Annotated in this window: 10 protein-coding genes; 6 read left to right on the top strand and 4 right to left on the bottom strand. The window is 62.7% G+C overall.

Annotated elements, in window-relative coordinates:
* Positions 1–57: 57 nt before the first annotated feature.
* Positions 58–1119: an alpha/beta hydrolase gene (locus tag AC1IN8_RS01540; RefSeq protein ID WP_479757803.1), complete on the top strand. Its 1062-nt coding sequence runs from the start codon at positions 58–60 to the stop codon at positions 1117–1119.
* 128 nt (positions 1120–1247) lie between these two features.
* Positions 1248–2099, top strand: a complete 852-nt coding sequence (locus AC1IN8_RS01535; protein ID WP_479757801.1) for an aldo/keto reductase — start codon at positions 1248–1250, stop codon at positions 2097–2099.
* A 113-nt stretch (positions 2100–2212) separates the two neighbouring features.
* Here the strand turns inward: AC1IN8_RS01535 and AC1IN8_RS01530 are convergent, their stop codons facing one another.
* Positions 2213–3106, bottom strand: a complete 894-nt coding sequence (locus tag AC1IN8_RS01530; protein ID WP_479757800.1) for a LysR family transcriptional regulator — start codon at positions 3104–3106, stop codon at positions 2213–2215.
* 308 nt (positions 3107–3414) lie between these two features.
* On the opposite strand from AC1IN8_RS01530, the gene AC1IN8_RS01525 reads away from it, so the two are divergent.
* The 4 genes from AC1IN8_RS01525 to AC1IN8_RS01510 all read left to right on the top strand — a co-directional run bounded on the left by AC1IN8_RS01525 (position 3415) and on the right by AC1IN8_RS01510 (position 9246).
* Positions 3415–3735, top strand: a complete 321-nt coding sequence (locus AC1IN8_RS01525; protein ID WP_479757798.1) for a hypothetical protein — start codon at positions 3415–3417, stop codon at positions 3733–3735.
* Between the two features lie 167 nt (positions 3736–3902).
* Complete coding sequence (locus AC1IN8_RS01520) at positions 3903–5093, top strand: efflux RND transporter periplasmic adaptor subunit (RefSeq protein WP_479757796.1); 1191 nt, start codon at positions 3903–3905, stop codon at positions 5091–5093.
* A gap of 29 nt (positions 5094–5122) precedes the next feature.
* Entirely contained in the window at positions 5123–8284 is a 3162-nt protein-coding gene (locus AC1IN8_RS01515; RefSeq protein ID WP_479757794.1) for an efflux RND transporter permease subunit, read from the top strand.
* Between the two features lie 206 nt (positions 8285–8490).
* Positions 8491–9246 (top strand): MetQ/NlpA family ABC transporter substrate-binding protein, encoded by a 756-nt coding sequence (locus AC1IN8_RS01510; protein ID WP_479757792.1) that lies wholly within the window; start codon positions 8491–8493, stop codon positions 9244–9246.
* A gap of 215 nt (positions 9247–9461) precedes the next feature.
* On the opposite strand, the gene yjfF is transcribed toward AC1IN8_RS01510, so the two are convergent.
* Genes yjfF through AC1IN8_RS01495 form a run of 3 tightly spaced genes read right to left on the bottom strand, consistent with a single transcriptional unit; the run spans position 9462 to position 12997 of the window.
* Positions 9462–10472, bottom strand: coding sequence for a galactofuranose ABC transporter, permease protein YjfF (gene yjfF / locus AC1IN8_RS01505; protein WP_479757790.1), 1011 nt, complete (start codon positions 10470–10472; stop codon positions 9462–9464).
* Entirely contained in the window at positions 10465–11487 is a 1023-nt protein-coding gene (ytfT, locus tag AC1IN8_RS01500) for a galactofuranose ABC transporter, ATP-binding protein YtfT (protein ID WP_479757788.1), read from the bottom strand. Before ytfT ends, yjfF begins: the two co-directional genes overlap by 8 nt.
* A 1-nt stretch (position 11488) precedes the next feature.
* On the bottom strand, positions 11489–12997 hold the full coding sequence (locus AC1IN8_RS01495) for a sugar ABC transporter ATP-binding protein (protein WP_479757786.1): 1509 nt from the start codon (positions 12995–12997) through the stop codon (positions 11489–11491).
* Between the last annotated feature and the right edge of the window lie 57 nt (positions 12998–13054).

Genomic DNA, 13054 nt, shown 5'->3' with positions numbered 1-13054 from the left:
TGATGCTCATATACGTAAACAGGATTGAGGCCACAGGCCAAACAAGGGAACACAACCATGAAGAGACTCAGTAAATCATTGCTTTTTTGCATGCTGGCGGGGGTGCTGGTGGCACCCGCCCATGCCGATCCCCTGGTTATCCAGGAGCAAGGCAGCTTTGCTGCGGGGGGCGCCGTCGTCACCGCACCGGGCACCTTCGACCCCAGGAAACCACTGGACCCTGCCGGTCAGACCTACCATGGGGATCACGCCAGCGTCTTCTATCAAATCCCGTCCAACCCGCACCCGTATCCGATCGTCATGCTCCACGGCGCTGGCCAGTCTTCCCGTACCTGGCAGACCACGCCGGATGGCCGGGAAGGTTTCCAGACCCTGTTCCTGCGCCGGGGGTTTGCGACCTATCTGGTCGATCAACCCCGCAGGGGCAGCGCGGGTCGCAGCATGGTGGAGGGGACAGTGGCCCCCAATCCGGATGAGCAGTTGTGGTTCAACCAGTTCCGTCTCGGCGTCTGGCCGGATTATTTCAACGGCGTCCAGTTCTCGCAGGATCAGGCGGTGCTGAACCAGTATTTCCGCCAGATGACCCCCAACACAGGGCCCTTTGATGCCAACGTCATCGCCGATGCCATGGCGGCGGTGCTGGACAAGAGTGGTCCTGCCATCCTGTTCACCCACTCCCAGGGGGGCGGACCTGGCTGGCATACCGCCATAAAAAGCAACAAGGTGAAGGCCATAGTCGCGTTCGAACCAGGCAGTGGCTTCCTCTTCCCTGAGCAGGCGTTGCCAGCCCCCATGCCGAGCGCGTTCGATACCCTGAAGGGGGAGCCGGTGGCGATGGCGCAGTTCATGAGCCTGACCAGGATCCCGGTGCTGATCCTGTATGGGGACAACATCCCGGACAAACCGACCGCCATGCCCGCCCAGGACAGCTGGCGAGTCAGGCTGGCGATGGCTCGCCAGTGGCGGGATCAGGTCAACCAGCACGGGGGGGATGTCACCGTCGTTCACCTGCCCGAAATCGGCATCAAGGGCAACACCCACTTCCCCTTCTCCGATCTGAACAATGTGCAGATCGCCGATCTGGTCAGCCAGTTCCTGAAAGAGAAGGGTCTGCAATAACCAGGGGAGACAGCAAGGGTAATGACGCGATTCATGAATATTGCTAATAAACCCTAGCAAGATCCCGGGTCTAATCTCGTCAATCCCCTTGCGTTATGCTGGGTACACACTATCGGAAGGATATAGTCATGCACACAGTCAGACTCAATAACGGTATAGAAATGCCCCTGCTGGGGTTTGGTGTCTTCCAGATGACGGACGCGGCAGAGTGCGAGCGCGCCGTCATCGAGGCCATAGACACCGGCTATCGGCTGATCGATACCGCCGCCTCCTATCAGAATGAGACTCAGGTCGGGAACGGGATCAGGCAGAGCGGCATCGGGCGCAACGAGCTCTTTGTCACCACCAAGCTCTGGTTGCAAGACACCAGCTACGAGGGAGCCAAGGCGCAGTTCGAGCGCTCCTTGAATCGCCTGCAGCTCGATTATGTGGATCTCTATCTCATCCATCAGCCCTACGGGGATGTCCACGGCGCCTGGCGGGCAATGGAGGAGTTGCAGCAAGGCGGCAAGATCCGGGCAATCGGCGTCAGCAACTTCCAGCCGGATCGGCTGGCGGATCTCATGGCGTTCAACAAGGTGGTGCCTGCCGTCAACCAGATAGAGGTGAACCCCTTCAACCAGCAGTTGCATGCCGCCCCCTGGATGCAGAGTCGACAGATACAGCCACAGGCGTGGGCCCCCTTCGCCGAGGGCCGAAATGGTCTGTTCCAGCACCCGGTGCTAACCGCCATCGGCGCGAAACGGGGAAAGAGCGTGGGACAAGTGGTGTTGCGCTGGATCTTCCAGCGCGGCATAGCGTCGCTGGCCAAGTCGGTGCGCAAGGAGAGAATGGAGGAGAACCTCGACATCCTCGACTTCGAACTCAGTCAGGACGAGATGGTGCAGATAGCCGCGCTGGATACGGCGACCAGCGCCTTCTTCTCTCACCGCGACCCCGCCATGGTGGAGTGGCTGACCCAGCGCAAGCTCGACGTCTGACCAGGGCAATCAGCAATGGCGTCGGGAGATGACAGACGGTGGGTGGCGCGGTTCGCCGCCAACCGTTTTTCCTGCTGAGGGAACACAGTGCCCATGGTCGGAGAGGGGAGGCATCATGCCCGCAAGCGCACGGCGTCCAGGAACAGCCGAAAGGCGGGAGAGTTCTGGCGCCGGCTGGGGTAGTAGAGGTGATACCCGGGGAAGCGTGGGCAATAGGGGGCCAGTACCGAGATCAGCGCCCCTGTGGCCAGATGGGGGTCAGCCATGTCTGAAGGCAGATAAGCCAGACCGTGGCCTGCCAGTGCGGCGCGCAGTACGGGCGTGCCTGTGTTGAAGATGCACTGACCCAGTACATGGGCCTTGATGGGTTGGCCATCTTGCTCAAACTCCCACAGCATCAGGTTGTCATAGGTGGGCAGCCGCAGGCCGATGCATTGATGAGCCGCCAGATCCTGAATGGTGTGGGGGGCCGGGTTGCGGGAGAGATAGTCGGGGGAGGCCACCACGACGATCTGCATATCCTGGCTGATACGCACCGCAATCATGTCTTTCTCCACCTGTTCCCCCAACCGGATCCCCGCATCAAACTTCTGCTCGACTATGTTGGTCAGGCCGTAGTTGATATCGATTTCTACCTGAATGTCCGGGTACTCCTTGAGCAGCGGCGATATGCGCGGCCACAGGTAGGTGTCTGCCGCATGCTCGGCGGTAGTGATACGGATCAAGCCCGCGGGTTTGTCCTTGAGCTCATTGAGCGCCGAGATCTCATCCTCTATCCCCTCAAAATGCGGCTGCAGGCGTTCAAGCAGCCGCTCGCCCGCCGGGGTTGGGGAGACGCTGCGCGTGGTCCGGGTCAACAACCGAATGCCCAGTCGCTCCTCCAGCCCCCGCATGGCGTGGCTCAGGGCGGACTGGGATACCCCCAGGTGAGCCGCCGCGCGGGTAAAGCTGCCTTCTCTTGCCACCGCCATGAAGGAGATCAAGTCGTTGTAGTTGGTTTTTGCCATGAGTTGCCCTGCCGAAGGTGTGATAGGGGGAGGTGCGTGCCGGCAGGGTAACCGCCGACTCGGCATCATTACTAGCGTAAATTAATGAGATTTTCTCATAAACCCATTCTGATTATCCCGTCTAATCACGTTATCCAACAACCAGTACACTGCCGTCACTGAACACCACTCGGTGCTCACCGCATTACCGCCATGGGGCGGTGTACAGCGAAACCATGCCTGGCGCGACACTGTGTCTCTGGCATGGCCGACAAGGAGACGTCGTTCTGGCCTGCGGGCCTTCCACCATTGACGATGTGAGAATGATGATGAAACACGCAATCACACTGCTGGCCTTCTTCGGCCTGATGAGTGCCCCTCTGGCCATGGCCGCCATCCCTGCCAAGATCAACGCCATCCCCGGCGCTCTGATCGTGAACTGGCAGCCTCAAGGCGCCGGACAGCACATGGGCGATGCCCTCGAGGTATACAACGATGCTGGCGATCTGCTGGCACGGGTTCCGGCCAGGATGTCCGGCCAGCAGCGGGTCGTGCTGCCCGCAAAGACACAGGGTGATCTGCGTCTGAGTCTGGGAACTGAACAGGCGCAGTATCGCGTGCCGTTCGGTTTTGGTGGCGGTCAGGAATAAACCGCTCAGTCCCTTTGTGCTTCGTTTTGCGGGCAGGCTTCGTCTGCTGGGCCTGCCCGCATTTTTGCTGCCATCAGCAGAACTGACCAGAATATCGCCCCCTTATTTTCAGAGCGGATGAATCCATCTGCTCTCGTCGAACTTCCCCATCAATGGACTATGTGAATATGACTGCCAGAACAGGTTTTACTGCGCGGCGTGCGGCGCCCTATCTGGTGGCCCTCTCGGTGGCATCTGCCCTGGGGGCTGCCCTCTATACCCACCAGAGCCAGGCCGAGGCGCCAGCCATGGCCGAGGCCGCTGTGCCTGTCTCCGTGAGCAGGATAATGCCCAATCGCATCAAGCTGTGGGAGGCGTTCTCCGGCCGGTTGGAGTCGGTGGAACGGGTGGAGCTGAGGCCCCGAGTGGCCGGCACCATACAGGGGATCCACTTTCGGGAAGGGGCATTGGTTGTGCGCGGTGACCTGCTGATCACCATAGACCCTGCCCCCTATGCAGCCCAGGTGGCCCAGACCGAGGCGGTGGTCGAGGCTGCGCGTGCCCGGTTGGCTCAGGCGGGATCCGATCTGACGCGTGCGCAACGGTTGATTGCCTCCAGCGCCATCGCTCAGCGGGATCTCGATCAGTTGCACAACGCCAAGCTGGAAGCCGTTGCCAACTTGCGCGGCGCCGAGGCGAGCCTGCAAGCGGCTCGGCTCAACCTCGATTACACCCGGGTTAGGGCGCCCATCTCGGGGCGGATCGGCCGCCTCGACATCACTGTGGGCAACCAGGTGGCGGCGGGACCGACGGCCCCTGTCATGAGCACGCTGGTCTCGGTCTCCCCCATCTATGCCAGCTTCGATGTGAGCGAGGCGACCCTGGATCGGTTGCAGGTGTCGCGCGAACAGATCGATGACACCCCGGTACAGCTTGGCACCAGTGGAATGACGGGCACGCCACTGGAGGGGCGTCTGCAATTTATCGACAACCAGGTGGACGCCGGCAGCGGCACCCTCAGGGTTCGCGCCACGCTGGATAACCGGGACGGCAGCCTGATCCCTGGTCAGTTTGCCAGGATCAGGCTGGGATCTTCCCGTCAGGTCGACGCCCTGTTGGTGAGCGAGCGGGCTATCGGCTCGGATCAGAGCAAGCAATTCGTCATGGTGGTGGGCGAGGGGAACCGCGCCGAGTACCGCGAGGTGAGCCTTGGCATGAGTGTCGAGGGGGAGCGTATCGTCACCCGTGGCCTGCAGCCCGGGGAGCGAGTCATCGTCGATGGTCTGCAGCGGGTGCGACCCGGCACACTGCTGGCACCCAGCCCGATTGAGCCCACTGCACTCACGACCACCCAAGCCCGGACGGCCAGTCGCGGCTGATGGCCGCGTCATTGCATCAGAGTCACACCATGAATATTTCCAAGTTCTTCATCGACCGGCCCATCTTCGCCGGCGTTATCTCCATCCTGTTCGTGCTGGCGGGACTGGTGGCAGTCAATGCTCTGCCCATCTCCGAGTATCCCGAGGTGGTGCCACCCCAGGTGGTCGTGCGGGCGACTTACCCGGGAGCCAGCCCCAAGGTGATCGCCGAATCGGTGGCCATGCCGCTCGAGGAGTCCATCAACGGGGTCGAGGGGATGATCTACATGGGCAGCCAGTCCACCACGGATGGCACCATGACCCTGACCGTCACCTTCCGTCTTGGCACGGATCCGGACAAGGCGCAGCAACTGGTGCAAAACCGGGTGGCTCAGGCCGAGGCGCGCCTGCCCGAGGAGGTGCGTACCCTGGGGGTGACCACGGTCAAGGCGAGCCCGGACCTCACCATGGTGGTGCACCTGGTCTCACCGGAGGATCGCTATGACATCGACTACCAGCGCAATTATGCGCTGCTCAATGTGCGTGACCGATTGGCCCGGATCCAGGGGGTGGGGGACGTGGCCATCTTTGGCGGTGGGGAGTATGCCATGCGGATCTGGCTTGATCCCGACAAGGTAGCCGCCCGTGGCCTCGCGGCCAGCGATGTGGTGGCGGCGCTGCGTGAGCAGAACATTCAGGCGGCGGCCGGGGTGGTCGGCGGGTCGCCGGCGCTGCCGGGTACCGAGCTGCAGCTCTCCGTCAATGCTCGGGGCCGGCTGGAGAGCGTGGAGGAGTTTGGCGACATCATCGTCAAGTCGGGCGGCGGTGCGGTGACGCACCTGCGTGACATCGCCCGTATCGAGCTCGGGGCGGCCGACTACTCGGTGCGCTCGAAACTCAATAACAAGCCGGCGGTCGGCATCGGCATCCACCAGGCTCCGGGCGCCAACGCATTGCAGATCTCCGACGAGGTGCGCAGCACCATGAGCCAGATAGCCAAGACCATGCCCCAAGGGCTCGAGTACCGTATCGCCTACGATCCAACCCAGTTCGTGCGCGCCTCCATCGACTCTGTGGTGCACACCCTGCTCGAGGCGATCGCCCTGGTGGTACTGGTGGTTATCCTGTTCCTGCAGACCTGGCGCGCCTCCATCATTCCGCTGCTGGCAGTGCCTGTCTCCATCATAGGGACCTTCGCCGTCATGCTGCTGTTTGGCTTCTCCCTCAATGCGTTGACCCTGTTTGGGCTGGTGTTGGCGATAGGCATAGTGGTGGATGACGCCATCGTGGTGGTGGAGAACGTCGAGCGCAATATCGAGGGGGGACTGTCGCCACGCCTGGCGACCTACCGCGCCATGCGGGAGGTCTCCGGCCCCATCATCGCCATTGCCCTGGTGCTGTGTGCGGTATTCGTGCCGTTGGCCTTCATCACCGGGCTGACCGGCCAGTTTTATCGCCAGTTTGCCCTGACTATCGCCATCTCCACCGTCATCTCGGCCATCAACTCACTCACCCTTTCGCCGGCGTTGGCGGCCCTGCTGCTCAAGGGGCATGGCGAGCCCAAGGATGCGCTGACGCGAGGCATGGAGCGGCTGCTTGGTCCACTGTTTGCGCGCTTCAACTGCGGCTTCGAGCGCGGCGCCCGCGTCTATGGTGCCGGCGTGCAGGGGATCTTGCGACGCAAGGCCCCGACGCTGCTGCTGTTTGCCGGCCTGCTGGTGCTGACCTATGGCCTGTTCCAGAGCGTGCCCGGGGGCTTTGTGCCCTCCCAGGACAAGCAGTACCTGATTGGCTTTGCCCAACTGCCGGATGGTGCCACCCTGGATCGGACCGACAGGGTGATCGAGCGGATGGGGGCTATCATGGCCAGCAATGAGAACGTGGAGGGGACCCTTGCTTTCACCGGGCTCTCAATCAACGGCTTCACCAACAGCCCCAATGCCGGGGTGGTGTTCGCCATGCTCAAGCCGTTCGAGCAGCGCAGAGGCGCCGATCAGAGCGGCATGGCGGTGGCGGCGCAACTGAACCAGGCTTTCGCCGGCATCGAGGAGGCGGTGGTGGTGATGTTCCCGCCGCCCCCCGTGCAGGGGCTTGGCACCACGGGGGGCTTCAAGTTGCAGCTTGAGGATCGCGGCGGGCTCGGGTACGGGGAGATGGATGAGGCGGTACAAGGTTTCCTGGCCAAGGCGGCCAAGGCTCCCGAGCTGACCGGGCTCTTCAGCAGTTGGCAGATCAATGTGCCGCAGCTCTTTGCCGACATCGACCGTACCCGTGCCCATCAGCTCGGGGTGGAGGTGACCGATATCTTCAACACGCTGCAGGTCTATCTTGGCTCGCTTTATGTCAACGATTTCAACCAGTTCGGGCGTACCTACTCGGTGCGGGTGCAGGCAGATGCCAGCTATCGCAGCCATGCCGATGATATCGGCAAACTGAAGGTGCGTTCACTCTCGGGCGAGATGATCCCCCTGTCGGCCCTGATGAAGGTGGATCACACAGTCGGTCCTGAACGGGCGATGCGCTACAACGGTTTCCTTTCTGCCGATATCAGTGGCGGGCCGGCGCCTGGTTTCAGCTCGGGGCAGGCCAAGGCCGCCATCGAACGCATCGCCGCCGAGACCTTGCCTCAGGGCATAGGTTTCGAGTGGACCGAACTCACCTATCAGGAGATCCTGGCTGGCAACTCGGCGCTGTGGGTCTTCCCGCTTGCCATCCTGCTGGTGTTCCTGGTGCTGGCCGCCCAGTACGAGAGTCTGACGCTGCCGCTGGCCATTTTGCTCATCGTGCCGATGGGGCTGCTCTCGGCCATGGCTGGGGTCTGGCTCTCTGGGGGGGACAACAACGTCTTCACCCAGATAGGGCTCATCGTACTGGTGGGGCTCTCGGCCAAGAACGCCATTCTCATCGTGGAGTTTGCCCGTGAACTGGAATTGGCGGGACGGGCGCCGCTGGCCGCCGCCATCGACGCCGCCAGGCTGCGGCTGCGGCCCATCCTGATGACCTCGCTGGCCTTCATCATGGGGGTGCTGCCCCTGGTGCTGGCAAGTGGCGCCGGCGCCGAGATGCGATCGGCCATGGGAGTGGCGGTCTTCTCCGGCATGATAGGGGTGACCCTGTTCGGTCTGTTCCTGACCCCGCTCTTCTATGTGCTGCTGCGGCGCCTCGCAGGCAATCGCCCGCTGGTGAGCCATGGAGACCAGAACATGGAGTAGTGAGCCTGGCTGCTGAAGCCATGAACCGATTGAACATAGCCCGCTGACGTCGGGCTATTTTATTTGCTCCGGCGTTCGTCAATTTGGGTATATCCAAGGGATATCTTGTGCTTTGTGCTCCTTGCGTCGCCCCCGTAATCTCGGGGGCGTCATCACTTATTACCAAGGACACAACTATGTTGAAAACCCTATTTAAATTGACGCCGTTGGTTGCCGCCATCATTGCAGGATATGCCAGCGCCGGGGAAACCATACGGCTGGGTATCATGAGCGGAGAGGATGAAGATGTGTGGGCCGTTGCGTCTGCACAGGCCAAAAAACAGGGGCTGAATATCGAGCTTGTCAAGTTCAATGACTATATCTTGCCCAACGAGGCACTGGAAAATGGCGAAATAGATGCCAACGCATTCCAGCACAAACCTTATCTGGACAATCAGGTGAAGAGCCGCGGTTATCATATAGTGCCGGTCGGCAATACGGCGGTGTGGCCCATCGGCCTCTACTCGAAGAAATTCAATGCGGTCAGCGCCTTGCCGAAAGGGGCCATCATAGGGGTGCCCAACGATCCCAGCAATGAAGGGCGTGCGCTGCGGGTGCTGGCGTCGGCCGGCGTCATCAAGCTGCGTCCCGGCTCGGGCATATTGGCGACCACCACGGATATTATCGACAACCCCAGGAAATTGCAGATCAGGGAGCTGGATACCGGCATCATAGGGCGCTCCGTGGATGATCTGGATGCCGCCGTGGTCAATACGGACTGGGCATTGAAATCCGGCTTGAGCCAGCAGCAACGTATTTATTCCGAGACCGCAGAAGAGAATCCTTACAATAATTTCATCGCGGTCAAAAGCGGCAATGAAAGCGCCCCCTGGGTAAAAACCCTGGTGGCCTCCTATCAGAATGAGGCCGTCAAGGCGGCGCTGGACAAATACTATAAAGGGACGGCTATCCCCGCGTGGTAATGAATGGCCGGTGATCCATCACTCATGATTTATTGGTTATCCATGCTGCCTTCTATCGGGGCCGCCATCTTGCCCGAGCGGCTTCCCCGCGTGCCTTTGCGGGGGTCAGGGGGACTGGGTGGCGGGGCGGGCGAATATTCGCGCCCGGCCACCATAAAGGCGTGTTATCGCGGGGCCTCTGCCTGGGTTGACCGGGCGCAGGCCCCGCGACGGTTTCACTCAAGGGGGGCGACGGCAACCTGCCGCTTGAAGGGGGTGGGCTTGCCGGCCTTGCGCTGTTCCGAGACCAGGATCAGCAGGCGCTGCAGGGCGATGAAGCTAAACAGCAGCAGGCCGATGATGATCTTGGTCCACCAGGAGCTGAGGGTGCCGTCGAAGTTGATGTAGGTCTGGATCAACCCCTGGATCAGCACCCCGAACAGGGAGCCGAAGACGGTGCCCACCCCGCCGCTCAGCAGGGTGCCGCCGATGACCACGGCGGCGATGGCATCGAGCTCCACCCCGACGGCGGCGAGCGGATAACCCGCCGAGGTGTAGAGCGCGAATACGATGCCCGCCAGGGTCGCCAGGGTGGTGGAGAGCAGGTAGATGCGGATGGTGGTGTGGCGCACCGAGATCCCCATCAGGGCCGCCGAGGTGGCGTTGCCGCCGATGGCGTAGACGTTGTTGCCAAAGCGGGTGCGGTTGGCGAGCAGGATGCCAAGCACCACCACCGCCAGCATGATGAGGGCCAGCAGGCTCAGGCGCCCGCCCCCCGGCAGCTTCCACGACAGGCTCGACAGGTAGGTGAAGCTGGGGTGATCGATGGGCAGGGACTGCTCGGAGATGAGAAAGCTGGCCCCTCGCAGGAAGAACATGCCCGCCAGGGTGATGATGAAGGCGGGGATCTTCAGGGTGTCGATGAGCCAGCCCATGAGGGCGCCAAAGCCTGCTCCCAGCACCAGCACCAGGGGGATGGCCAGCATGGGGCTGACCCCCAGATCCCCGATGAGCTTGGCCAGCAGCACGCCGGTGAAGGCGATGACGGCCCCCACCGACAGATCGATCCCCCCCGAGAGGATGACGAAGGTCATGCCCACCGCCACTATGCCGAGAAACGCGTTGTCCGTCAGTATGTTGCAGATGATGCGGGTGGACATGAAGGCCGGGAAGGAGGCCAGGCAGAGCAGATAGCCCAGCACGAAGACCATGATGGTCACCATCAGGGGGAGGTTGCGTTTAAACATGGCGAGTCCCTCGCTGGAACAGGTGGTTGAGGGCAGGCGACTGCATGACCAGCACCGCCAGCACCACCAGGGCCTTGACGATCTGGTTCCACTGGGGCTGGTAGCCGGAGAGCAGGATCCCGGTGTTCACCCCCTGGATGATCAGTATGCCGACCAGGGAGAGGGCGAGGTTGAAGCGCCCGCCCATCAGGGAGGTGCCCCCAATCACCACCGCCAGGATGGCGTCCATCTCGAGCCAGAGTCCGGCGTTGTTGGCATCGGCCCCGCGGATGTCGGCGGCAACTATCATGCCGGCGACGGCGGCCATGATGCCGCTCAGCAGGTAGGTGGCGATCACCACCATGGGAGTGTTGAGCCCGGCGTTCTTGGCGGCCCTGATGTTGATCCCCACCGCCTCGATGAAGAGACCGAGGGCGGTGCGCTTGGTCAGCAGCCAGAGCAGCAGCGCCATCCCCAGGGTGATGATGACCGGGGTGGGCAGATAGCAGAGGGCGCCGCTGCCGATCCAGGCAAGGGCCTCGTTGTTGAAGGTGATGATCTGCCCCTCGGTGATGAGCTGGGCGATGCCCCGGCCCGCCACCATGAGGATCAGGGTCGCGACTATGGGCTGGATCTTGAACACCGCCACCAGCAGGCCGTTCCACAGGCCGCACAGCAAACCCACCCCAAGCACGGCGGCGACGATGACCGGCAGGCTGTGACCGCCGGTGGCCAGGCTGGCCATGGTGGCCCCGCTGATGGCCATCACGGCCCCCACCGACAGATCGATGCCGCCGGTGGCGATCACCAGGGTCATGCCGAGGGCGAGCAGGGCCACGGGGGCGCAGCGGTTGAGGATGTCGATGAGGCTGCCGAACAGCCGCCCATCCTGGATATGGATGGCGAAGAAGTTGTCGGCGACCAGGGCATTGACGAGCAGCACGCAGAGCAGGGCGGCGCACTGGGCCGAGCCCGTGGGCAGGGCTCTGCGGGGGCGCGTCGGCCCGCCAGGGAGGGGGAGGGTGGATGACGTCATATCAGGCCTCACATGCAATGGCGTTCATGATGGCAGGGACGCTGAGGGCGTCCGTCGCAAGCTCTGCCACCTGCTTTCTGTCGCGAAGGACGATCACCCGATCGGCATAGCCCACCAGCTCCTCGAGCTCGGAGGAGATGACCAGCAGTGCCAGCCCGTTGGCGCAGAGGGATTCGATGAGGCGGATGATCTCGGCGTGGGCTCCCACGTCTATGCCCCGGGTGGGCTCGTCCAGGATCAGGAACTGGGGCCTGGTGAGCAGCCAGCGGGCCAGCAGCACCTTCTGCTGGTTGCCCCCGGAGAGAAACTGGATGGGTTGCTCCGGCCCCGGGGTCTTGATGGCCAGCTGCGCGATGAGGCGGGCGGTGATCTCGTCCTGCTCCTTGCGAGGCAGGGGGCGCAGCCAGCCCCGCTGGGCTTGCAGGGCCAGCACCATGTTCTCGCGCACCGAGGCAGAGGCGATGATGCCGGCGCTCTTGCGATCCTCCGGGCAGAAACCAAAACCGTTGGCGGCCGCCTGGCGCGCAGAGCGGATGGTCACCGCTTTGCCCCGCACCCGGCACTCGCCGCTGTCGCTCGGCACTATGCCGAACATCAGCTCGGCGGTCTCGGTACGACCTGAGCCGAGCAGGCCGGCGAGGCCCACTATCTCCCCTGGCATGACGTCGAGACTGAAAGGGGCCAGGACCCCGCGCTTGCCGTAGCCCCTAAACGACACCGTGGGCTGGTTGCTGCGCAACGTCTTGCCCGCCCGCTTGAGGGCGTTGTCGTCAAGCTCGCGCCCCAGCATCATCTTGACCAGCTCCAGTTGTGGCAGCGCGGCCGTGTCGCGGATGCCGACCAGCTCGCCGTTGCGAAGCACTGTGATGCGATCGCTGATGGCGTAGACCTGATCGAGAAAATGGGTGATGAAGATGAGGCTCACCCCCTGATCCCGCAGGCTCCCCATCAGGGAGAAGAGCATCTGCACCTCGCTGGCATCCAGGCTGGCGGTGGGCTCATCGAGGATCAGGATCCGGGCGGACAGGGAGATGGCCCGGGCGATGGCCACTATCTGCTGCATGGCGACCGAGTAGTGACCCAGAGGCAGGGTGACATCCATCTCGAAGCCGTATCCCGCCATGATGGCCCTGGCCTGCCGGGCCATGGCGGCTCTGTCGATGAGCCCGAAACGGCGGGGTTCGTGGCCGATGAAGAGGTTGTCCGCCACCGACATGTTCGGCAGCAGGTTGACCTCCTGATAGACGGTGCCGATCCCCAGGCACTGGGCGTGGGCTGTGTCCGTCGGGGAGATGGGGACGCCATCGAGTTCGATGCGCCCCCCGTCGGGCTGGTAGACGCCGGTGAGGGTCTTGACCAGGGTGGACTTGCCGGCGCCGTTCTCGCCGAGCAGCGCCATGATCTCTCCCCGGCGCAGGGAGAAGTCCACCTGATGCAGGGCACGCACCCCGGGAAAGATCTTGCAGATACCGCGGGCGTTCAACAGCACATCCTGAGTATTTTCTGACATGAATAGGGGCTCTCCGATATAACGCGCCATATCGCAACGTTGCCGATATGGCGTGTT

This window comes from Aeromonas sp. 130281 (genome assembly GCF_056642115.1).
Note: the sequence above shows the minus strand (reverse complement) of the source record. Positions and strands in the feature narration are given on the sequence as shown.

Excerpts from the sequence above, each read along its gene's own strand:
- AC1IN8_RS01540 (WP_479757803.1), top strand. The coding sequence starts at position 58 with ATGAAGAGACTCAGTAAATCATTGCTTTTTTGCATGCTGGCGGGGGTG.
- AC1IN8_RS01535 (WP_479757801.1), top strand. The coding sequence starts at position 1,248 with ATGCACACAGTCAGACTCAATAACGGTATAGAAATGCCCCTGCTGGGG.
- AC1IN8_RS01530 (WP_479757800.1), bottom strand. The coding sequence starts at position 3,106 with ATGGCAAAAACCAACTACAACGACTTGATCTCCTTCATGGCGGTGGCA.
- AC1IN8_RS01525 (WP_479757798.1), top strand. The coding sequence starts at position 3,415 with ATGAAACACGCAATCACACTGCTGGCCTTCTTCGGCCTGATGAGTGCC.
- AC1IN8_RS01520 (WP_479757796.1), top strand. The coding sequence starts at position 3,903 with ATGACTGCCAGAACAGGTTTTACTGCGCGGCGTGCGGCGCCCTATCTG.
- AC1IN8_RS01515 (WP_479757794.1), top strand. The coding sequence starts at position 5,123 with ATGAATATTTCCAAGTTCTTCATCGACCGGCCCATCTTCGCCGGCGTT.
- yjfF (WP_479757790.1), bottom strand. The coding sequence starts at position 10,472 with ATGTTTAAACGCAACCTCCCCCTGATGGTGACCATCATGGTCTTCGTG.
- ytfT (WP_479757788.1), bottom strand. The coding sequence starts at position 11,487 with ATGACGTCATCCACCCTCCCCCTCCCTGGCGGGCCGACGCGCCCCCGC.
- AC1IN8_RS01495 (WP_479757786.1), bottom strand. The coding sequence starts at position 12,997 with ATGTCAGAAAATACTCAGGATGTGCTGTTGAACGCCCGCGGTATCTGC.